The organism is Algoriphagus terrigena DSM 22685 (assembly GCF_000429445.1).
Lineage (GTDB): Bacteria > Bacteroidota > Bacteroidia > Cytophagales > Cyclobacteriaceae > Algoriphagus > Algoriphagus terrigena.
Map to the genome: position 1 here is coordinate 1 of NZ_AUBW01000003.1, position 22,744 is coordinate 22,744.

13 protein-coding genes are annotated in these 22,744 nt (G+C 50.7%); 12 read left to right on the forward strand and 1 reads right to left on the reverse strand.

Annotated elements, in window-relative coordinates; all coding sequences use genetic code 11:
- The 8 genes from G459_RS26495 to G459_RS0100040 form a co-directional block, all read left to right on the forward strand.
- Window positions 1-216: GMC oxidoreductase (locus tag G459_RS26495; protein ID WP_026969751.1), on the forward strand; the 216-nt coding region annotated here is incomplete at its 5' end.
- 3 nt (window positions 217-219) lie between these two features.
- A complete protein-coding gene (locus G459_RS0100010; RefSeq protein WP_026965787.1) occupies window positions 220-924 on the forward strand; it encodes a gluconate 2-dehydrogenase subunit 3 family protein in 705 nt (234 codons plus the stop codon).
- A 357-nt stretch (window positions 925-1,281) separates the two neighbouring features.
- Window positions 1,282-3,093, forward strand: a complete 1,812-nt coding sequence (locus G459_RS0100015; RefSeq protein WP_026965788.1) for an MSCRAMM family protein — start codon at window positions 1,282-1,284, stop codon at window positions 3,091-3,093.
- Between the two features lie 31 nt (window positions 3,094-3,124).
- Entirely contained in the window at window positions 3,125-4,555 is a 1,431-nt protein-coding gene (locus G459_RS0100020; RefSeq protein WP_245588097.1) for a glycoside hydrolase family 76 protein, read from the forward strand.
- Window positions 4,556-4,653: 98 nt separating this feature from the next.
- A complete protein-coding gene (locus G459_RS0100025; protein ID WP_026965790.1) occupies window positions 4,654-7,884 on the forward strand; it encodes a SusC/RagA family TonB-linked outer membrane protein in 3,231 nt (1,076 codons plus the stop codon).
- Between the two features lie 42 nt (window positions 7,885-7,926).
- The gene (locus G459_RS0100030) at window positions 7,927-9,984 is read left to right on the forward strand and encodes a RagB/SusD family nutrient uptake outer membrane protein (protein ID WP_026965791.1); all 2,058 of its coding nucleotides are present in this window, start codon (window positions 7,927-7,929) and stop codon (window positions 9,982-9,984) included.
- Window positions 9,985-10,014: 30 nt separating this feature from the next.
- On the forward strand, window positions 10,015-10,827 hold the full coding sequence (locus G459_RS0100035; RefSeq protein WP_026965792.1) for a DUF3823 domain-containing protein: 813 nt from the start codon (window positions 10,015-10,017) through the stop codon (window positions 10,825-10,827).
- A 170-nt stretch (window positions 10,828-10,997) separates the two neighbouring features.
- Window positions 10,998-13,202, forward strand: a complete 2,205-nt coding sequence (locus G459_RS0100040; RefSeq protein ID WP_026965793.1) for a hypothetical protein — start codon at window positions 10,998-11,000, stop codon at window positions 13,200-13,202.
- A 28-nt stretch (window positions 13,203-13,230) separates the two neighbouring features.
- Here the strand turns inward: G459_RS0100040 and G459_RS0100045 are convergent, their stop codons facing one another.
- Window positions 13,231-15,753 (reverse strand): Kelch repeat-containing protein, encoded by a 2,523-nt coding sequence (locus tag G459_RS0100045; RefSeq protein WP_051314993.1) that lies wholly within the window; start codon window positions 15,751-15,753, stop codon window positions 13,231-13,233.
- A 456-nt stretch (window positions 15,754-16,209) separates the two neighbouring features.
- Between G459_RS0100045 and G459_RS0100060 the strand changes: the two genes are divergently transcribed.
- The 4 genes from G459_RS0100060 (at window position 16,210) to G459_RS0100075 (ending at window position 22,554) form a co-directional block, all read left to right on the forward strand.
- Window positions 16,210-16,620: a hypothetical protein gene (locus G459_RS0100060; protein ID WP_026965795.1), complete on the forward strand. Its 411-nt coding sequence runs from the start codon at window positions 16,210-16,212 to the stop codon at window positions 16,618-16,620.
- A gap of 151 nt (window positions 16,621-16,771) precedes the next feature.
- Window positions 16,772-17,866 (forward strand): efflux RND transporter periplasmic adaptor subunit, encoded by a 1,095-nt coding sequence (locus tag G459_RS0100065; RefSeq protein WP_035454785.1) that lies wholly within the window; start codon window positions 16,772-16,774, stop codon window positions 17,864-17,866.
- Window positions 17,867-17,891: 25 nt separating this feature from the next.
- Complete coding sequence (locus G459_RS0100070; RefSeq protein ID WP_026965797.1) at window positions 17,892-21,119, forward strand: efflux RND transporter permease subunit; 3,228 nt, start codon at window positions 17,892-17,894, stop codon at window positions 21,117-21,119.
- Window positions 21,112-22,554 carry a TolC family protein gene (locus tag G459_RS0100075; protein WP_026965798.1) on the forward strand — a complete coding sequence of 481 codons (1,443 nt, stop codon included), beginning with the start codon at window positions 21,112-21,114 and terminating at the stop codon, window positions 22,552-22,554. The genes G459_RS0100070 and G459_RS0100075 overlap by 8 nt, the downstream gene beginning before the upstream one ends.
- Window positions 22,555-22,744 lie beyond the last annotated feature (190 nt).

A 22,744-nucleotide genomic window follows, 5' to 3' on the forward strand; every position in this document is an offset into this window, starting at 1 on the left:
ATCATCCACGAAGTGGGCACCACCCGGATGGGAGACGATCCGAAGTCTTCGGTAGTCAACTCCAACTGCCAGGCACACGACTGCAAAAACGTCTTTGTCGTCGATGCGGGTTCGTTCGTGTCCCAGGCAGACAAAAACCCCACTTGGACGATCCTGGCCCTCTCCTGGAGGACCTCCGAATACATCGTGGACCAACTCAAACAAAAAAACATCTAAGCCATGAACAGAAGAGAAAACCTAAAACTCCTCTTTACAGGCTCCGTGGGAGCGGGCTTGCTGTTGACAGGCTGCGAGCCTGAGCAGGTTGCCGTACAGAACCAAGTCCTCACCGGAGGCACCATCGGCGGCAGGACCGAGGAGGAAAAACTCCGCGATTCACAACTGCTCTCCGAAACCTTCTTCACCGAAGCGGAAGTGAAAAAACTCAACACCCTCGTGGACATCATCATGCCCGCAGGCGAGGATTCCCCCTCGGCTACGGAACTCAAAGTGCCCGACTTCATCGAATTCATGATGAAAGACCAGCCCGGCAACCAAACCCCGATGCGGGGCGGACTAATGTGGCTGGACTTCGAGTCGGACGAACTGTTCGGAAAGCCCTTCAACGAGCTGAGCAAAGACCAGGTCATCCAGATCGTGGAACTGGTCGCCTGGCCGGACAAAGCCGCTCCGGAGTACGCCGGCGCCGTCCGCTGGTTCAACATGCTCCGAAACCTGACCTGCTCGGGCTACTTCTCCACGCAGGCCGGCTGGAAATACATGGACTACCGCGGCAACACCCCCAACGTATGGGACGGCGTCCCGCAAAAAGTCCTCGACCAGTACGGCCTCGCCAACCCCGACAAATACAAAGACCTCTACCTCAAACCCGAAGAGCGCGGCACCATCGCCCAATGGGATGAAGAAGGTAACCTGGTCGGGTAATCTTCCTCTAAACCAAAAAAGCCCTCCGAAATTGAATTCGGAGGGCTTTATTTTTTATATCTGTCTGTGTTTTCGAAGCTGTGGAGGGTCTGAAGTCATACGTTTTTTTGGAGGCCTCTATGAATCTCCCCCGGCAAATTCATACGACCAGGAGCTGAGTTCGACCATGAATGATCCGAACGTCTCTAATCCATTCCCATTGCCAGATTAACAAATTTTTCCGGCGGATTAACCCTGATTTAACCGATTATTTAACCACTCGGCTTCTATTTTCCCTACCTGCCAACCGGTGAAGTGACACGCATTTCAGTTCGGTTGATCAGATTAAAATCAGTACAACCCCTAATAACCTTACCTATGATTAAACAACTACGAGCGATTGTATACGTCGCTTTGCTGGGTACTTTTTTCGTATCCGCAATCTCCTGTATCAATGAAGATGAGCCGATTGAGGAGAGTCGGGGAACCATCACGGGGACTGTCACGGACACGGACGGGCAGCCTATCGCGGATGTAGACGTTTCTCTTTTGGGAATCGGTGAAGAAGAGATCTCTGTCACGACGGGCAGTGACGGGAAGTATGTCTTTGAGAACGTCACGTTGAAGACACGTGCCGTGAAATTTGCCAAGACGGGCTGGCTTGCTGTCAGCGTAACCGTAAATCCCGAAAAATACAACAGTGAAAACATCGCCACGGCGGATGTGTCCTTGGTGTTTGCCTCTGCCAAGATCACCGGCACAATCAAAGACGGCAGGAACGAGAATGCTCCTCTCGAAGGGGTGACCGTCAGCGTGGGAGTTGCCGGTACGCAAACCACCGGAAGCGACGGGACTTTTGCCCTCGAAAACCTGATCGTAGACACCTATACGGTCACCTTCACCAAAGCAAATTATGAGACCGTCACCAAGACGGTAAGCGAGGCTGATTTTGTCGACGGTGTCGCAGCCTTGGACCTTACCATGGGCAGCAGCGAAATCCTCAGAGGATTGACTTTTGCCGATCTCCTGGTAGCTGAGAAGTGGTTCTACAATGAATATCGGGGCGGACGGAATGCAGATGCCTACCCACGATGGGACTGGGCATGTAACTACATGTCTGCACTGGATTTCCGTGGGGCATGGCAAGAGCAAAATGAGGGTACTACCCTGCAAATCCGGAATGGGGATGCGGATCGCAGCAATCCAGCCGATCTCAATGTATTTGACTCCTATGTGTATGGCAGCAAACTGATCACGGAGGACAACAAGATCCTTTCCTTAAGAATCAGCACGCACAACACTGACGCGGCAAACCCGGCCTATTTCGGAGTGCAGGTAGTGGACCTGTCAGCAGCTCAGCCTATCGCGGTGAAGATCGGTGAAAATAGAACGTATGCTTCCGGAAGCTACGGCGACGTCGAGTTTGATCTAAGTGACTATGTGGGCAAGGAGGTCATCGTCGCTGTGGGTATCTACCGACAGTCCACCGGCGACTATTGGAAGCAGCTGGTGGTTCGCGCGATTCGCTTCGCGGACCAAAAAGTGAACAATTGGGACTGGCTGCCGGGCACCGAGGTGATCGAAGGCTGGAAGCTGACCCAAGAGACTGTCCGCTCCACGATGCCGCATACAAAAAAGTCCTTTACTGGGATCAGCCCTGTCAATGGCAACCGTGATAACTATGTCGATGCCTACCGTGCCTGGCGGAATGTAGACCACGTTGCTGCACGATGGTTCTTTGTCCCGCTGAAGAAAGACCCAGAGGTGTTCCCGTCTGAGGGCTATCTAATCAAAACCCGCAATACGACGGAAACGAGCACCGAGGTGCCGGAGGCCTATCTGTATTCTAAGTTTTCCATCAATGCAGGCAGCAATCTGCTTACGCTGAACACGCGAAACTTCGGCGACAACTTCACCTATTTCAAACTTACCGCAATAGAAGACGACGGTACGGTGACGCATCTGGATCCCCAGTCTAATACCGCCGACGAAGCCAGTGCCGCAGAAGACGGATGCTGGAAGTTCAAGCATGGCGATGGGGGAGCCGGCAATCCGGAAGGCTACGCATCTTTTGTGTATGACTTATCTCAATTCAATGGCAAAGACGTGACTCTCGCACTTGGGGTCTACAACGCGGAGGCCAATTCGGGAGAGAACAAACTGGTAATCCACAGAATTGATCTGAACTAATACAATAAACCTAAACATGATACAATATCGAATGATGATCACAATTTGGAGTCTGTGCTTACTGCTGCTATCGGCATGTACTGAAAATCCATCTGACACCGACCCAAAGACCCCTCCGGTGGAGGTGAGTCTTTCTGAACAGAACCTGACCCGCGCCATGGAACTCACGGACAAAGCCGTATCCGCCCACTTTAGCGGATCAGGGATGGCAATGGCCAGGTATTACAATCCTTACACGGGAGTCCGGTCCGATGAGACCGGGAGCGTGTGGATGTACTCAGCTGCGATTGAAGCCGTCAACGCAATCCTCCACGGACTGCAGGCGCAAAAGGAAAACGGCAACGTGGCGATTTACGATGCGCACTTTGACCGCTATGCCACGCTTCTGGGACAACTCTACGATAACGCGGACTATTACCTGGGGACGTTTGAGTTGGTATCTTTTACCCAGACCAAAGAATGGTCAGTGTACGGCGTAAACCGCGGCAATGCCAAGGGGACAGCCAAAGTCGAAGGCATCGAAAATGTCTACGATGACCAGATGTGGCTGATCCGTGAACTGCTCGAGTCTTACAAGATCACCGGAGAAAATGCCTATTTGGAAAAGGCAGAATACCTGACAGACTATGTCTTGGATGGATGGGACAGCACCCGAAATCCGGACGGAACAGAGCGGGGCGGGATACCCTGGGGTCCAGGCTATGCGACCAAGCACGCCTGTAGCAATGGGCCAATGGTAAGCCCCTTGGTATGGCTTCACGAGATCTATAAGGACAAAAGCGACGAGATCACCTACCGCTACATCGATGCGGAAGACCGAAAGACCAGAAAGACCGCATCAGTGAAGAAAAGCGAGTACTATGCTGACTTTGCCAAGAAAGTATATGAGTGGCAGAAGAGTCAGTTGCTGCGGGCTGACGGGGTTTACGATGACATGAGAGGCGGATGTTCTCCGGGAAGTCCTCAGAACGAGACCATTGACGGCGAAGTCTATCGCAGAGGTATCACCTGCAACGATCGCGTAGGCCCGGCGATCTCTTACAACTCCGGGACGATGCTTTCGGGAGCTGCAGATCTATACAGAGCCCTCGGAGATGGCAGCTATCTGGACGACGCGAAGAAATTGTCCGACGACAGCTTCCGCTATTTTGCGAAAGCAGGAGAGACCAAGGAGGGATACTACACCTACAACATCGGCGGCTTCAACAACTGGTTTAACGGAGTCTTGATGCGCGGCTACGTAGACGTGCAGCCAGCTCACGGCGCTGCTGCTGAGTACATCGACACGTTCCAGAAGAACCTCGACTATGGCTACGAGAACTTCCTCTACGAGGGATTTCTTCCTACCAACCTGCTGGTAGGCTGGAGCCCAACGCCTAACAACAACAGGACTGAGGGTATGTTCAACTTCGCATTTGCAGCAGAATATGCCGTGCTATCGCGCTATGAGCTGTCCAAATGATTCCGGTTTTTGGCTTCCTGTGACAATGGAAAAGCCAAGTTTCTCAACTGTGGTATCTGCCTCAAAGGGGCATCGATCAATTAACTAGTCTAAAACATATGCAAAAGATATATAAGCAGTTTTTCAAAGGACTGATTAAGTATTCCCTCTTGGGAATTGCAATACAGTGCTTTGTCTTTGCTCCTGCTCTAGCTTCGGGATTTGTCGCAAACATTCATCCGATAGAGAAGCCTGATTTAGAGGACAAAGACAGAACCGTCACAGGTACGGTGACATTTTCCGAAGACGGAACCCCGATGCCGGGAGTGAATGTGCTGATCAAGGGGACGGTAGTGGGTACGACCACGGATATTGATGGTAAATTCCAGTTGACTGTCCCTGACGAGAATGCCGTCTTGACATTTTCCTTCATAGGATATGTGACTCAGGAGATCGAAGTAGGGGCACAATCAGTGATATTAGTGGCGATGGTGCCGGATACACAGCAGCTTGGAGAAGTGGTGGTCGTGGGCTATGGGATGCAGGAAAAAGTAACCGTGACAGGCTCTGTAGCCAACATCAAAGGTGACGAAATGCTGCGGACCAAGAACGAAAACCCACAGAACATGCTCACCGGTAGGGTAGCGGGTGTCCGGGTGTGGCAGAAAAGTGCCGAGCCCGGTACGTTTAACGCCAGTTTGGACATCAGAGGGCTGGGCTCCCCATTGATCGTGATCGATGGTATCCAGCGGACGATGGCTGATTTTCAGCGCCTCAATCCGACTGATATCGAAGATCTGTCGGTCTTGAAAGATGCTTCCGCTGCGATCTATGGCGCCCGTGCCGCCAATGGTGTAGTCCTCGTGACCACCAAAAAAGGCAGCACGACTGGCAGAGCACAGGTAACCTACAATGGCTCCTACACCCTGCAGAGCCCTTCTGGATTTCCGGAGCTGTCGGATCCCTACCAGACCATGACCCTCTACAACGAGATGGCCATGAACAATATCAACGGGGGAAATCTGATCTATGGGGCTGATGATTTTGAGGCCTTCCAAACCGGCCGACGCCGCACGACCGACTGGAATTCACTGCTGATCAATGAGTATTCTCCGCAGACCCAACATGATATCAGTATCACCGGGGGCACGGAAAAAACCCAGTATTACATCGCGGGTGGATACCTCTATCAGGAAGGATTTTTCAAATCAGGTGACATGAACTACAACAAAGTCAACCTGAGATCCAACATCACTACTGAGATCGCAAAGGGGCTGGATTTCAACCTGAACCTAAGCGGCGTGGCTGACCAACGAAATTCGCCTTACTCCAGCGCGGTGGACATCATCCGCAACTATTGGAGACAGGGAGTCTTGTTTCCGGCTTACGCAGATCCGGAGAATACCATGCTGAACTATGAAGGACTGGATCTGGAACAGAATACCGTGGCAATGATGGACGCTGATGTGTCAGGCTATAGACAATACAAGCAAAAGTATTTTCAATCTTCGGCTTCACTGGACTTTGATTTCGGAGCAGTCTCCCACGCATTGCAGGGACTGTCCGTCAAGGGGTTGATCAGCTACGACTTTCGGGGCGATGACAACAATTTCTATCGCAGAGAATACTACCAGTACATGTACGACCCGGTTGCCGATTCGTATGTGTCAAAACTCTATAACAACAGCTCGCCCAACCAGATCCGACGCGAGATCTACAGCAAGCAGCAGATACTGGGACAGTTTCTGATCAACTACAAGCGCACCTTTGGTGTCAACCACGACGTGTCCGGCCTTTTGGGTTTTGAAACCCAAAACCGAAAAGGAGACAATTTTTATGCGCAGCGTGATCTGGCGTTCGCCATGGGGTATCTCGTCGGCGGTATGAACGAAAATCAGCAGGGCGGAATGCAGGGTGGTTCCGGTGACCTCTATGAGATCGCCAACTCTGCGATGTTTGGTAGAGTGAACTACGCATACGCTGACAAATACATCGCCGAGGTGCAGTTCAGATATGACGGATCGTCCAAATTCGTCAAAACCAACCGCTGGGGCTGGTTCCCTTCCGCTTCTGTTGGTTGGAGACTTTCTGAAGAATCTTTCTTCAAATCTGTTTCCGCGCTGTCTTTTATCGATCAGCTCAAGTTCAGAGCCAGCTATGGGATGACTGCTGATGACGGATCGCTGGCCTACGACTGGTACCCTGGCTATATCTATCCGGCTACCAGCGGCAATGCCCAGCAGGGATACTACAACCAGTATGCTCCGGGATATATGCTCAACGGGGAGTTTGTCTATGGTGCGTCTGTGGTCGTTCCCAATGAGAACATCACCTGGTGGACAGCCAAGACCTTTAACGTAGGCTTGGATTTCGAAGCATGGAGAGGCAAGTTCGGTTTCGCGGTGGACTACTTTGACCGTCGCAGGGATGGGCTTTTCTCCACCCGCTCGGGCGATGTACCATCGGTGGTAGGTACTGGAGCACCGAGGGAAAATACCAACAGCGATCGCCAGTTTGGGATCGATCTGGAGCTTTCGCACCGCAACACCATCGGCCAATTGTCCTATGGGCTGAAAGGGATCGCGACCGTGACCCGCAGACAGCATTTGATCGCTGCGGAAAAGGGCCCCTATGGCAATTCCTATGACCGCTGGCGCAACGACAACCTGACGGACCGCTATCAAGGGGTACAGTTCGGGTATGTATCCGCGGGACGGTACACGGACTGGGAGGATATCTGGTCTTATGATATCTACAAGGATCGCGACATCTTGCCTGGTGACTACAAATATGAGGACTGGAACGGGGACGGCGAGATCAATGGTCTGGACCAGCATCCCTTTGCCTACGATCAGACCCCTTGGGTCAACTTCAGCTTGGGGCTCGACGCCAACTACAAGGATTTTGATCTGAGTCTGTTGTTTCAGGGATCTGCCCTGGGCTCGATGGAGTATCAGGAGCCACTGTACTCGATATGGGGCAGCAACGGAGGTGGTGCTTTGCAGCAATACTTGGATCGCTGGCATCCGGTGGATCCGATGGCTGATCCATACGATCCCGAGACAGAGTGGGTGAGCGGCTACTACGGCTACACCGGAAATTATCCTTTTGGAAACTCCGACTTCAACAGGGTAAGCACTGACTATCTGCGTCTAAAAAGTATCGAACTCGGCTATACACTGAGACCTCGGAACAGTCCCTCTACCAACATCCGGTTCTTTGCCAATGCTTACAACCTGCTGACTTTCACCGGGGTGAAGTTTGTCGATCCTGAGCATCCCGGAGATGAACTGGGACGAATGTATCCTTTGACCAAGACCTACACAGTGGGTGTGACAGCGTCATTTTAATGAGCGCTAGTTGAGACTTTGGAAAATTAAAATCGAAAAAAAATGAACATACGAATCATACTATTGCTATTCAGCTTATTGTACATCTCAAGTTGTACAGAACTGGATGTGCCCCCACCGAATGTGATCGGTGATGAGACACTCATGACCAGTGAGTCAGGAATGGATGTGTACATCGCCGGCATGTACAGCAAGATGCCTTTTGAGGATTTCAAATACATGGCACAGTGGGGTGTGGAATACAACTCCTGGCTGGGTTCGCTGGGGATCGAGGGAACCGGCGAAGCGCTCAATCGAGATGGAATCAGTGCGGCTTTCACAGGAGAGCGGACCCCTTACTGGGGGATGGCTTTTGGCTTGCTTCGCGAGGCAAACTATCTGTTGGAGAAATTGCCTGAGTATGCGGACGCATTCCCAGAGGTGACTTACAATCACTACCTGGGTGAAGCGTACTTTGTCCGGGCGACCGTCTTCTCGGCCATGGCCAGACGCTTCGGAGGCGTGCCGCTGGTGACAAGTGTACTTCGTTACCCTTCGGATTCGGAGACTTTGGAAGTACCCCGTTCCACAGAGGAAGAGACTTGGGATCAGGTGTTGGCCGACTACAATCAGGCGATAGCTTTGCTACAGCCGACCAGTCCTAAAAGCGGATACTCCAACAAAAACGTTGCGCATGCATTCAAATCTGAAGCAATGCTCTACGCGGGAAGTGTGGCAAAATACAACGAAACCGTGCCGGGAAGACTTACAGGCACCGGTCTGAAAACAGGGGTGCGCGTCATCGGCTTTTCCGAGCAAAGTGCACAGGCTGCTTCGATCCGATATTTCAGAGAAGCTTACCTTGCTGCAAACGAGGTGATCCAAAGTGGCCAGTATTCCCTTTACAAAAGGAAATGGGCGGCAAACGATCCAGACGCACAATACCAGAACATGGTGGACATGTTCAGTGACCCTACCAGTCCTGAGAACATCTATGTGAAGCAATACCAGTTTCCCGTGGCGACTCATGGCTACGACGCGTACAGCGCTCCATTTATCTTCAAAGCTCCACTTGCGGCAGGCACCTGCCCAACGCTGGATTTCCTGGAGCTGTTTGAAGGCTTCGACCGCTATCCGGATGGAACCATCAAGGTCACCACGGGTTCGTCAAATAACCAGGGAGATTACCTGATGTATGACTCTCCGATGGAGTTTTTTGAAGATGCCGAGCCCCGACTTCGCGCTTATGTCATATTTCCGGGCGATGTGTTTAAAAACCAGGAAATCGAAGTCCGCGCCGGAGTTTATACCGGTTCGGAGCCGGTGAAGCCGCTCTTCAACGATTATTCCTATGCTACGGCTGAGACACGCTATCAGCAATTGGCTGCATACACGCAGGCGCCCAAGAAGCTTTTCCTCAGCGCAAGAGAGGGAGGGAGCCAGGAGTTGGTTTCTTATCAGGGCGGACAGATCACTGCAGCCGGAGCCAACGGGCCTTTTTTCAACAATGGAGAAAGCACGCTCACAGGATTTTATGGTCGTAAGTGGTTAAATCCCGATCCTTCTTTCGAAGCAGGAGAGGGCAGATCTTCCCAGCATTTTGTGTTGATGAGATATGCAGACGTATTGCTCAACGCTGCCGAAGCGGCAGTAGAGCTTGCGCTCGCAGGCGAAGCTTCTCCGGATGGATCGGATATGCTGCAAATAGCGACCTCAGGCATCAATGAGATCCGTGAAAGAGCCGGTGCAACCCTGCTTACCGGAGCGCTTGCCTCGGATATCGCCAGCCGCAATATCGTGCGCAAAGAGCGTCGTAAAGAACTCGCACTGGAGCATAAGACCAAGTGGGACCTTCGCCGATGGAGAGTACAGCACTACGAAGAAAGAGATGGATTCTGGGGCGAGACGCGAGACAAAGAGGATTTCAGCATGAACTCCCGCTATCGCTTCAGAGGGCTGTATCCGTTTTTGTCTACCGAAAGTGGCAAGTACTTCTTTGACGCCCGTTTTCAGTGGGTGAGTCTGAAGACGTTCGAATACAACATTATCGACTACTACTTCGCCATCCCCGGCGGGGAAGTATCCAAGAGTCCGGTAATAGACCAGCAACCCAACAGATAAGTGATTCCCAATAACCTAGAATTTCAGAAGATGAAGAATATAGCATCCTTAGTACTTGCAGCGCTGATATCCCTCAGTTCCTGCAGTATGTTTGAACTGGATAACTACGATCTGCCAGCCGAAACTCTCCAGGGAGAAGTGGTGGACAAAGAGACAGGCGAGCCTGTGCTAACAGACCAGGGAAGCGAGGGCATCAGAGTCCGGCTGACCGAACTGAGCTGGGGAGAGAATGCCTCTCCCAACCCGGACTTCTTTTGTATGCCGGACGGGACATTCCAAAACACCAAGCTTTTTTCGGGAACTTACAATGTGCAAGTTGACGGTCCTTTTATTCCGCTTCTTCGCGAGGATAACCGCGGAGTGCCGCTGGCAAATGAAACCCAGACGCTGGATATCCAGGGCGTTTCCAATGTACGATTTGAGGTACAGCCTTTCCTGAGAGTGGAATGGGTCAAAGACCCGGAAGTGATCAATGGCAAGGTACGGGCGCAGATCCGTGTGACCCGTGGCGTGTCCGAAGAGGAGTTTCGCGCCAAGATCGAGCCTATGGGAGGGTACAGCAACAGCTTTCAGAATGTGACCGATATCCAGTTGTTCGTCAGCTATTCTTCCACCGTGGGCTACCGTGCCCGGGATGAGCGCTGGTCGAGCCAGTTGGAATTCTCCGGCACTTCGTTCAATTCGATGCTCGGGGAGGTCATCACGATCGAGTCAAACGGGACCATTCCGGAAGGCCGGATGGTCTTTGCCCGGGCAGCTGCGCGGATCAATTTTGACACCCCAAGAGGAAGCGGTACCCGACGCTGGAACTACAATGAGCCCCGTCAAGTATTGGTTTATTGATTTCAATAAAAGTAAGGAAGCCACCGGTTTTAGCGGTGGCTTCCCATTTACAGTCATTGCGGGAAAAGACCGCTTCATCGGCAAGTGATTCACACCGGGAACTTGATTCCTTTGGCACCGCCATGTAATCACTGCTCATCTCCATCCGTTTTTAAACAGTTTTTAAACTCATGCAAAAAATTATCCCAGTACTTCTACTCTCTCTTTTTCTCCTTCAGGCTTGCTCAAAACTACCCAATACAGGTTATCGACAGCAAAGCAAGGAAGGCGAGAAAACTGCTTTCCAAACCTCGAATCCCTGGAAACCCGTCACAGACGTCCGGGCGGATGTGGCGATCGTCTACAGTGTGAAGGATCATCACGGAAAGGCCGAAATGACATTCGAAGAACGGGTCCAGACTTGGCGCGACCGGGGATATACCACGCACTTCATGACCGGGATCGCCTGGGGCGAATACCAGGATTACTTCACCGGCGAATGGGATGGTGAATGGCATCTGGACGAAGGACAGGTGACCCAAAAGGGCGATACGCTGTGGCACGGCCGGATGGTACCCTACATCGTCCCGACGGAGAATTTTATAAAATACATGAAGGAGAAAGTGATCAAACGGGTCATTGACGCGGGGATTGATGCCATCTATCTGGAGGAGCCGGAGTTTTGGGCAAAAGCAGGATACAGTGAAGCATTTAAACGGGAGTGGAAAGCATATTACGGGTTTGACTGGAGGCCTCAGCATGAGTCCGCTGAAAACACCTATCTGGCCAACAAACTTAAATATCATCTGTACTATCGGGCGGTGGAGGAGGCCTTTTCCTTTGCCAAAGAATATGGGAAAAGCAAGGGGATGGACGTCCGCTGCTATGTTCCCACGCATTCGCTGGTGAACTATTCGCAATGGATGATCGTGAGCCCGGAGGCAAGTCTGGCTTCGCTGCCAAGTGTGGACGGATACATTGCGCAGGTCTGGACCGGCACGTCGCGTGAACCCAATTATTTCAACGGGCAAGCCAAGGAGCGCGTCTTCGAAACCGCTTTTCTCGAATACGGCTCCATGGAATCCATGACTGCTCCGACGGGCAGGAAGATGTACTTTCTGACCGATCCGATCGAAGACTGGCCGCGTGATTGGGCCGACTACAAGAAAAACTACCAGGCCACCTTTGCAGCACAATTGCTTTATCCGATGGTGGCCGACTACGAGGTCATGCCGTGGCCAGACAGGATCTACGAGGGACTCTATCGCACCAGTGCCAACAGTGAAGAAAAGGCGCAGATTCCGCGATTCTACTCCACCCAGATGCAGGTCATGATCAACACGCTCAACGACATGCCTCTGTCTGATAACAAAGTCAGCGGGTCGCAGAGGATTGGTATCTTGATGTCCAACTCCCTGATGTTTCAGCGGTTTCCAACCCACGAAGGGTACGATGATCCGCAGCTGTCCAATTTCTATGGACAGGCCCTGCCGCTGCTGAAGCGGGGAGTTCCCGTCAAGACGGTTCATATCGAGAATGTCTCATTTGAGCGTACCTGGGATGACCTGAAGATCCTGATCATGTCCTATTCCAACATGAAGCCCATGGAGAGAGAGGCGCATGACCACATTGCTGATTGGGTGAAAAACGGCGGGACATTGGTCTACTGCGGCAGGGACGATGACGCTTTTCAGAAGGTTCAGGAGTGGTGGAACACGGATGGAAATGACTTCAAAGCTCCATCTGAAGACCTGTTTCAGAAGTTGGGCTTGAAGGCGCCATTTGAGGCTGGAGAGTTTGCTGTTGGCAAAGGCAAAGTAGTCATCATGCGAAATGATCCAAAGGAGTTTGTCTTGGAGGAAAACAAGGACGAGGAGTTTGTCGGCACGATCAAGAGGCTTTACGATTCCGATGTCAAGTCCGCTGAGCTGGAGTTCAAAAACCACTTTGCGCTGACTAGGGGTCCCTACGAAATAATCTCAGTGGTCAATGAAAATGAAGATCAATCACCCTATACAGCCAAAGGGAAATTCATCGATTTGTTTGACCCGGAGATTCCTGTGCTGGACGAAAAGCAGGTGAATCCGGGTGAGCAGGCGTTTCTCTACAATATCGGAAGCGTAAAGAATCCAAAACTGCCACAGGTTTTGGCTGCTGCCGCGCGGATTTATGAGGAGAAAGTAGCGAATGATTCCTATTCCTTCGTGGCTAAAAGCCCGCTGAATACGACCAACGTGATGCGGGTCCTTTTGCCCGAAAAACCGAAAACCATCGAAGTAACTGATTCGGCTGGCGCGTCCCTACAGTCGGAAAGCTCCTGGGATGAGGGGAGCAAAACCTACTTCCTAAGCTTCGAAAACAGCCCGGAGGGAGTGCGGGTGAAATTCAGCTGGTGAGAGTTGCGGTGGCGGAAAGGGGAGGACGTCATTGATTGCTAATACCGGAATAGGTCCGGTGAAACTCCCTGCCCGTCGCCCTTTTGTACTCGATGGCAAAGGTCCGGTAGGCGATCTTGGACTCCTCAATCATCTTGAGTTTCAGCATGGCTTTGATCTGATGTATTAGTGCGGTCTCACTCAGGGGATCAATGTTGAATAGGGCTTCTGCCAGCGAGATCGTAATCGGGTACGATTCGCTGGCAAAGCTTTTCTCCACTTCCAGTACCAAGACCGGTTCCAGCTTTGTTTCCGCTTCTTCCTTGAACTGGTCAAACAGCGGATCATCTGCGAGGTACAGGAATTTGCCACGGGACACGATCTCTGCAAACTCGTCTCTGTGGGCGTCCATCTCATGTGCGGCGATGATCTCCAGACACTTGGTGTAGTCGCAGTAGGCTCCTTGGTGTAGGATCAGTTTGTAATGTCCTTTTTCATGGATCAATTCCACGCCTTCCAACTCGTTCAGTGTTTTACGGAGGTTGTTGATCGTGACTCCGCGGGAGTTTTTGACTTTTTCAGCAGGCTTATCCGGCCACAGCAGATTGCTGAGATGCTGGGAACTGATGCCGTCTTCCGTGATGCTACCTTGTAAGATGAGACAGAAAACCTGCTTTAGCTGTGTGCTAAACATGTACGTAATGTCTCGGCCTTTACTGTCTCTGACTGTGAAGTTGCCAAACAGCTGGATGGAATTGGGTCGGATTGAGTGTTCGGACTTTTGGACAGGGATATAGCCGCCCACTTCCTCGGGTTCAGTCGGGGTGTTGGCTGGCTGCGGTTTTAGTTTTTTGTACAAAAAGAACCCCAATCCTATTGCCACGGCTCCTGCAAGAATTGCCAACAGGGGCGCTTTTCCGGTTTGTTTTTCGGGAAAACTCGACAATTCTGCTTTGGTGATAGCAGGGAAAGCCAAGGAGTAGACCTTCAAATCCGAGGAGATGTCGTCCTCAAATTCCTGAACAACTGCGTACAGATTATTGAGTCCCTTGTCAAAATAGAGGTTGGCGTTGGTGGTGATCTTGTCCGAGCGGATCGGGATCGAATCGCCCAATATCTCGTAGCTGCCGTCTTTGATAGAAAAGCGATACAGTCTCAGCGATGACTGGGAGAAATGTTCGGGGTAGAGGAGGGTGTAGAAACTGGAATCGTTCAGTACCACCATTCCCCGCACCGGTACCATATTGTCATCTTCCCAAGGGATTTCCCAAAGTTTGGTGACCTGGTTTGTGTTTAAATCGACCTGATGAAGATCGTAGTAGTATTTCCTGCCCACGGATTGTTCCCCTGACTCATTGCCCATTCCGCCCAAGATGTATATCCGGTTGCTTTCAGGCTGATAGCCAAGGGAGGAAAAGTAACGGGGTGAGATTACGTCACCGGCAAATCCGTCCGTTTGATTCCACTTCTTTTGATTCAAGTCGAAGGCAAAGAAGCTTTTGCTGTACTTCATATTCCCAAACCCGCCGAAGATGGTGTATTGGGAACTGGAGTGGTCGATGTAAGATCCGTGGTGGTGGAGCTGGGTTGGCAGTTGTTCGCTGCTTTCTACATTCCACTGATAGGTGGCAAGATCCAGGCTGGCGACTGTCGGTCCCTCGTAGGGAGTGTCATAATAGACCTCATAAGTGTACAGTCTATTTCGGGTTGTATCGACGAAGTTGGTCCCCAGGATGAGTTCTACGGGACTTTTTTGCTCCAAAACTCTAATCTCGGTACTTCCATTTCGGACATTGTATAGCCAGAGGGAATCTTCGTTGTAGTAGTAAATTTCCTTTTTTTGCGGATTGTAGTTTGCGCCTGCGACGGAGGCCGATTTGAACGTGGTCTGATGCTTCCATTGGTAGGCATAGTTCTTTAACCAATCCGGATTGGTCACCTGGCCATAGGGCGTACCCTTCATGTCATGGACGATATTTCCTTCGTTTTCAAGCAAGGGAAAATGGTAGGATTCCCGACCCGCTATGGATAAATCTTTTATAGCAAAAGAGGGGACGTCGATGATATGGTCGCTCTTCCCGAAGAGAATCTTGGGGTGATAGATGTCGGCGAGATTCTGATTTTCAGCGGAAAAATCCTCACCGTCGATCGACAGTGTAATGGAATCGCCTACGAGGTCAAAGGAGATTTTCATGTCAAACCATTGTCTGTTGAGCAATTGGTCCCGATCCATATTGGCGACAATAAGGGTGCTTTTGCCTTCCTCGTTGAACTTGAAAACCAGATCTCCGCCTTGCCCATCGTAAAACAGATTGAAGATGCGACCGTTATCCCGGTTTTTGATCCGAAGGATGTATCCGATCTCGGTAGCCGGACTCAGGGAAAGGCTAAGGTCGATGTTAAAACGATCGGGAAACTCTACCTGATGTGCTCCCAACACATCGTAGGACGTCCGTTGGTCAATTGCCCGCTCGCTTCCATGGAATTTTAATCCTCCGATGTTGGAGGACTGCTGCGGCAAAAGCCCCACAAAAAGAATGACTAAGAAGTAGATTTTAGTAAATATGGGCATCGGTTATTTTGGTCGATCAAATGCTCAGGAGCGCTTTACTGCATACCAAGTAAAGATCTCAGGATCACAGGAGAATGCGGGATTCTATTTCAAGGAGATGTACCCCTTGAATTTTCATCCCCGTAGATAGCTGCTCTCATGCAATATTCAATCATTCGGGTCTTGGGCAAAGGTATCAAATTGGAAAAAAAATCAAAGAAGGCATGTGCTAACGGTAGTCGGACTTTCAGTAAAGTCAATCGTTACTTGTAGCTCCAGCCGCTGACAAATCCAGGAAAGACGGCTTTAGAATTTCTTTCGTAGGGTTTTCTGAATTTTTCTGCAAGCATTCTGGTTTTCAGGGATATGAAAAATTTCATAGAACAGATGTTGTCTTAAATATCTCGCAACGTTTTGGTGAAAAAATTAATAATTTTTCACTTGTTCTGGAAAATAACTCGATTTAGCTTTGTAGTCATGTTGAGAAAAGTGCTCCGACTTATTGTGAGTTTAACGCTGATCCTTTCTATAGGATACAGCCAGCTTTTCCTTGTATACTCCCTCGGCTCATTTACGTTCGGTTCCTCTACCTCGGACCAGCCCGTCAAGACAGAATCCAGAGCTTTTCATTTCAGCCCAAAAGTGAAGTCCGACCATTCGGCGGATCAGCAAAATCAGGACTGGGAATCGGAAGTATTGGAGAAAGACCCGGATGAGTACGCCGGAGCCTTCTCACTTGAACTCCAGCTTGCCCTGTCGGCGGTCTTCTTATTCCTCCTTTCGGTAAGTTTCGGAGCGTATCGCACCCGTTTTCTTAGATTCTACAGACACTTTTTCTTCATATTTCCGCATCGTTTGCACTTGTACAACGGGGTCTTTACTATTTAACAGGTTTCTTTTTCCCGGCAGTTTCCTGCCTGGTATCCTGTTCAATTAGCATATGACCCACTATCCCTGGAAGGCGGACTGAGATAGCCTCAGTCTGGTAATGTCCTCTCCAGCAGTTGTATTTCCATCACTCTTTTAATGATTTTAACGAATGAAGATCAATAGAATTCTCATGGCTATGGGAATCAGCACGCTGCTGTTTCATGCCAGCTGTGACTCCCATCATGAAAAACACGAGGAAGAAGCTACTTTCCTCGTCACGAGTCCCGTTCAGAAGGACACCATCGTATACAAAGACTACGTCAGCCAGATCCGCTCTTCCCAGCACATCGAGCTGAGAGCACTTGAGAAAGGCTACCTCCAAAATATCTACGTGGACGAAGGCCAGATCGTAAAAAAAGGGCAGCTGATGTTTCGTATCATGCCGCTGATCTACCAGTCTGAGATGGAGATCGCCAAGGCGGAAGCCAGCTTTGCGGAGATCGAATACCTCAATACCAAGACCCTTGCCGACAGCAATGTGGTTTCCCAAAACGAGTTGGCGCTTGCAAAAGCCAAATTGACAAAAGCCAACGCAGAATTGAAACTCGCTGAGACGCACTTGAGCTTCACCGAAATCCGAGCGCCATTTGACGGCATCATGGGTCGGTTCAACGACGTCCGGATGGGAAGTTTGCTGGACGAGGGAGAACTGCTGACGACCCTGTCTGACAATACCACGATGTGGGTATACTTCAACGTGCCTGAGGCGGAATACTTAGACTTGGTGTCCAGTGCTTCCATCGAAAATCTGCCAAAAGTGTTGCTCCACATGGCAAACGGTAAAGATTTTGGCACCCCCGGTGTGATCGAAGCGATCGAGTCCGACTTCAACAACGAGACAGGAAACATCGCCTTCCGGGCGACTTTTCAAAACCCAAACAGAGTCCTGAGACACGGTGAAACGGGAAATATCAAGATGCCCGTGCAGCACCCCGGCTCTTTGCTCATTCCCCAAAAGGCAACCTTCGAAATTCTGGACAAGAAATTTGTCTTTGTCGTAGGTGAAGACGGCGTGGTTCAATCCAAACAAATCACTGTTTTGACCGAATTGCCGCATCTTTTCATCATAGCAAATGAACTGAGAGCGAATGACAAGATCTTGATTGAGGGTTTGAGAAAAGTAGAAAACGGCCAAAAGATCAAGGTTGAATTTGTACCACTGGAGAAAGTAATGTCTGAGCTGAACAGCTTACATGCTGAATAAGGTCATACTCTAAATCACAGCTAAGATGTTTACTAAATTCATCCAAAGACCGGTATTGGCTATAGCCATATCGCTGGCCATTATATTCCTCGGAATTTTGGCTATCACTACCCGTCCGATATCCCAGTTTCCCGAGATTGCCCCTCCACGGGTCAATATATTCATCGCCTATCCCGGTTCCAGTGCCGACGTGCTGGTAAGTTCCACCCTGATTCCTCTGGAGCGCGCCATCAACGGCGTACAGGGCATGCAGTACATCATCTCTGATGCGACCAGTGCCGGTGAAGCGACTGTTCAGATCATCTTCGAACCCGGTACTGACCCGAATGCGGCGGTTGTAAACGTGAAAACCAGGGTCGATCAGATCATGAACAACCTGCCGCCTCTGGTGCAGCGTGAAGGGGTCATCATCACCCCGATTCAGCCGAGTATGTTGATGTATGTCAACCTGTTCAGCAAGGATAAGAATGCGGATGAGAAGTTCCTATACAACTACGCCAACGTTCACATTCTCCCTGAACTGCAACGGATTCATGGAATGGGCCGTGCCCAGATCCTGGGTAGCCGCCAGTATGCGATGCGGGTTTGGCTGAAGCCAGACCGGATGAGGGCTTACAACATTTCCACAGAAGAAGTGCTGGAGGCCATCGATGAGCAAAGTGTGATCGGCCGGCCGGGTCGATTGGGGCAGGCATCAGGTAAGGATCCGCAGTCTCTCGAATATGTGCTGACCTACAAAGGTCGATTCAACAAGCCCGAGGAGTATCAGGAGATCATCATCAAAGCTAACCCAGAGGGAGAAATCCTGAAGCTGAAAGACGTGGCGGAGGTTGAGCTGGGAAGTGAGTTCTTCGATATCTATTCTAACAAAGACGGCTATCCGGCGGCTTCCATTGTATTGAAGCAAAACATCGGAAGTAACGCGAGCAAGGTAATCGAGGAAGTGAAAGCCAAACTGGAGGAACTGAAGCCTGACTTCCCTCCCGGAATGGAATATGAGATCAACTACGACGTCTCCAAGTTCGTGGATGCATCCATAGATAAGGTAATGCACACCCTGCTCGAGGCCTTTGTCTTGGTGGCTGTTGTTGTGTTCCTATTCTTGGGGGATTGGAGATCTACGCTGATCCCTGCCATTGCGGTTCCGGTTTCATTGATTGGGGCATTTGTCTTTATGCAGCTATTTGGGCTCACGATCAACCTGATCACGCTCTTTGCCCTCGTGCTGGCGATCGGGATCGTGGTCGATGATGCCATCGTAGTGGTGGAGGCGGTTCACGCTAAGATGGAAGAGGAAGAACACCTCACTCCGTACAAGGCCGTGAAAAAAGTGCTGGGAGAGATCAGCGGTGCGATCATCGCGATCACCCTGATCATGACCGCGGTATTCGTGCCGGTTGCCTTCATGACGGGTCCGGTGGGAGTTTTCTACCGACAGTTCTCCATCACCATGGCGAGTGCCATCGTCCTTTCGGGTCTCGTCGCACTGACGCTGACGCCTGTATTGTGTGCGATGATCTTGAGAAACAACCACGGCAAACACAAGAAGAAATCGATTGTCGACAAGTTCATCGATTGGTTCAACCGCAAGTTTGACAGATTGACCGGCGGATACACCAAGCTCTTGACGCTGATTGTGAATCGCCGGGTCGTCACCTGGGCGATCTTGGCCTCGTTTGGCTTCGGTATCTTCGCGGTCAACCAGGTCCTGCCCTCAGGTTTTATCCCGAACGAAGATCAGGGGATGATCTACGCGATCATCCAGACTCCTCCGGGTTCTACCCTGGAGCGAACCAATGAAGTGTCACGACACCTTCAGGAGATCGCCGAGGAAGTAGAAGGAATCCAGTCTGTTTCTTCATTGGCAGGTTATGAAATCTTGACCGAAGGTCGTGGATCCAATGCAGGTACCTGTTTGATCAACCTGAAAGACTGGTCAGACCGTGAACATTCGGTACATGAGATCATCGAAGAGTTGGAGGAAAAAACCAAGGACCTTGGTGCAGTCATCGAGTATTTCGAGCCACCGGCAGTACCGGGCTACGGTTCCTCAGATGGTTTCTCACTCCGTATGTTGGATAAAAACAGCACCGTGGACTATCACGAGTTTGACAAAGTCAACACCGACTTCATGAACGCGCTGAAGAAACGTCCTGAATTGACAGGTCTGTTCACCTTCTTTGCGGCCAACTATCCGCAGTACGAGCTGATCATCGATAACGAACTGGCGATGCAAAAAGGCGTGTCCATCGGCAAGGCCATGGCCAACCTTGACGTACTCATCGGTAGTACCTACGAGCAGGGCTTTGTACGATTTGGCAACTTCTTCAAGGTGTACACCCAGTCTGCTCCGGAATACAGAAAGCTGCCAAGCGACATCCTCAACCTCTTCATCAAGAGTGAGCATGGAGAGATGGTGCCTTATTCGGCTTTTATGAAAATGGAGAAAAAGCAAGGGCCAAACGAGATCACCCGATTCAACCTGTACACTTCCTCCTCTATCAAAGGAGTGCCAGCCAAAGGCTACACCAGTGGGGATGCCATCGAGGCGATCCGGGAAGTGGCTGCACAGACGCTGCCCCACGGCTATGACATTGCCTGGGAGGGTCTTTCCTACGACGAATCGCGAAGAGGCAACGAGGCAGTTTACATCTTCATCGTCGTGTTGATCTTCGTTTACCTCGTTTTGGCTGCGCAATATGAGAGCTTTATCATCCCGCTTGCGGTCGTATTCTCGCTTCCGGCTGGGGTATTTGGATCGTTTCTGCTGCTGAAGCTTACGGGACTGGCCAATGATATCTACGCTCAGATCGGTCTGATCATGCTGGTCGGTCTCCTCGGTAAAAACGCCGTGTTGATCGTCGAATTTGCGGTGCAGAAGCGTCAGCAGGGCTCGACCATCTTGGATGCGGCGATCGAGGGAGCCAAGGTCCGTTTCCGTCCTATCCTGATGACATCCTTCGCCTTTATTGCAGGGTTGATTCCATTGGTGATCGCTACGGGTCCGGGTGCGATCGGCAACCGAACCATCGGTTCTTCGGCACTCGGTGGGATGCTTTTCGGGACCATCTTCGGCGTAATCATCGTGCCAGGCCTGTACTACATCTTTGGTACGTTGGCAGATGGCAGACAGATGATCCGGGATGAGCACGAGACCCCGCTCAGCGAAGAGTTTGTCGAAAGTGCTTCAAAAGATAGCACCATCAAAAAGTTGAAAAAGTTGCTGAACAAAAAAGGAATTGAAAATGAATAAGCACATTATCACCAAATCCCTTGCAGCCGCTTTTATCGTGCTTGCTGCATGGGGTTGCAAGATCACCGAACCTACCTCCCGTGCCGAACGGACAGGGACACCTGAGAGCTACAACGGCTCTCAGGATACCACCAACGTCACAGAGGTCAAGTGGAGCGAGTTTTTCAGTGATCCGAACTTGAGAGCGCTGATCGATACTGCGCTGGCAAACAACCAGGAGCTGAATATGATGCTCCAGGAGATCAATGTCTCTAACAATGAGATCAAAGCCAGAAAAGGTGAATACCTGCCCTTTGTCAATATTCAGGCTGGTGCCGGCATGGACAAGGTCGGGAGATATACTCGCTACGGTGCCTTGGAAGCTAACAACGAGATCAAACCCGGTGAGGAATTTCCGGAGCCTTACACTGATTTGATGGTTGGAGCCTACGCTTCTTGGGAACTTGACGTCTGGAAAAAGCTGAGAAACGCCAAGAAAGTGGCTGTTTTTAACTACCTCTCAACCGTAGAAGGTAAAAACTTCATGGTTACCCAGCTCGTAGCAGAGATCGCCAATTCCTACTTTGAGCTCATGGCACTGGACAATCAGCTGAGCATCCTGAACCAGAATATTGGGATTCAAAAGGATGCCTTGGAGATTGTGAAACTGCAAAAGCAGGCGGCCAAAGTATCCGAGCTTGCGGTGAAGAGATTTGAAGCGGAAGTTGCCAAAAACCAAAGCCTGATCTACAACATTCATCAGCAGATCACCGAGGCTGAAAACAGGATCAACTTCTTGGTAGGTCGGTTTCCACAGCCGGTAGCGCGTAATTCATCGTCCTTCGAGCAGATGACACCGCAACTGATCAAGGCTGGGATTCCTTCTCAGCTACTGGCCAACCGCCCGGATATCCGACAGGCAGAGCTCGAGCTGGAGGCTGCAAAACTGGACGTGAAGGTCGCGAAAGCCAATTTCTATCCTTCCTTCCGGATTACAGCCGGGCTGGGCTACAATGCATTCAACGCGGAATTTCTGTTTAACTCACCTCAGTCGATGCTGTACTCGCTTGCCGGCGACTTGATGGCTCCCCTGATCAACAGAAATGCGATCAAAGCCAACTATGCCTCGGCCAACTCCAAGCAGATGCAAGCGGTCATCAACTACGAGCAGAGTATCCTCAACGGATACATCGAAGTGGCTAACCAACTCTCCAAGATCAATAACCTGGAGAAAAGCTACGATTTGAAGTCCCAACAGGTGTCAGCGCTTACCGAGTCCATCTCGATATCCAACAGCTTGTTCCGCTCTGCACGGGCGGATTATATGGAGGTGTTGCTGACGCAAAGGGATGCCCTGGAATCCAGGATGGAGCTGATCGAAACCAAGATGGATCAGATGAGGGCCATGGTCAATGTCTATCAGGCTCTGGGCGGAGGATGGACCAGACCTGAATGACGGAAGACGTTAGCGTAGGCTAGCATAGAGTGATGATTAATCTTATTCAAAAACCATTCTGCAGCGTTGCGGAATGGTTTTTTGATTTTGGAAAGCTTATGAAGCTTCGGCCGGCTAAATCCATCTTTAGAGAAATCAGCGGAAAGGACACATTTCTAACGGTGAGCCGTTAACTTTTGGGTTGGAACTA

Coding starts and splice junctions, on each gene's coding strand:
- G459_RS0100010 (WP_026965787.1), top strand. CDS start 220: ATGAACAGAAGAGAAAACCTAAAACTCCTCTTTACAGGCTCCGTGGGA.
- G459_RS0100015 (WP_026965788.1), top strand. CDS start 1,282: ATGATTAAACAACTACGAGCGATTGTATACGTCGCTTTGCTGGGTACT.
- G459_RS0100020 (WP_245588097.1), top strand. CDS start 3,125: ATGATGATCACAATTTGGAGTCTGTGCTTACTGCTGCTATCGGCATGT.
- G459_RS0100025 (WP_026965790.1), top strand. CDS start 4,654: ATGCAAAAGATATATAAGCAGTTTTTCAAAGGACTGATTAAGTATTCC.
- G459_RS0100030 (WP_026965791.1), top strand. CDS start 7,927: ATGAACATACGAATCATACTATTGCTATTCAGCTTATTGTACATCTCA.
- G459_RS0100035 (WP_026965792.1), top strand. CDS start 10,015: ATGAAGAATATAGCATCCTTAGTACTTGCAGCGCTGATATCCCTCAGT.
- G459_RS0100040 (WP_026965793.1), top strand. CDS start 10,998: ATGCAAAAAATTATCCCAGTACTTCTACTCTCTCTTTTTCTCCTTCAG.
- G459_RS0100045 (WP_051314993.1), bottom strand. CDS start 15,753: ATGCCCATATTTACTAAAATCTACTTCTTAGTCATTCTTTTTGTGGGG.
- G459_RS0100060 (WP_026965795.1), top strand. CDS start 16,210: ATGTTGAGAAAAGTGCTCCGACTTATTGTGAGTTTAACGCTGATCCTT.
- G459_RS0100065 (WP_035454785.1), top strand. CDS start 16,772: ATGAAGATCAATAGAATTCTCATGGCTATGGGAATCAGCACGCTGCTG.
- G459_RS0100070 (WP_026965797.1), top strand. CDS start 17,892: ATGTTTACTAAATTCATCCAAAGACCGGTATTGGCTATAGCCATATCG.
- G459_RS0100075 (WP_026965798.1), top strand. CDS start 21,112: ATGAATAAGCACATTATCACCAAATCCCTTGCAGCCGCTTTTATCGTG.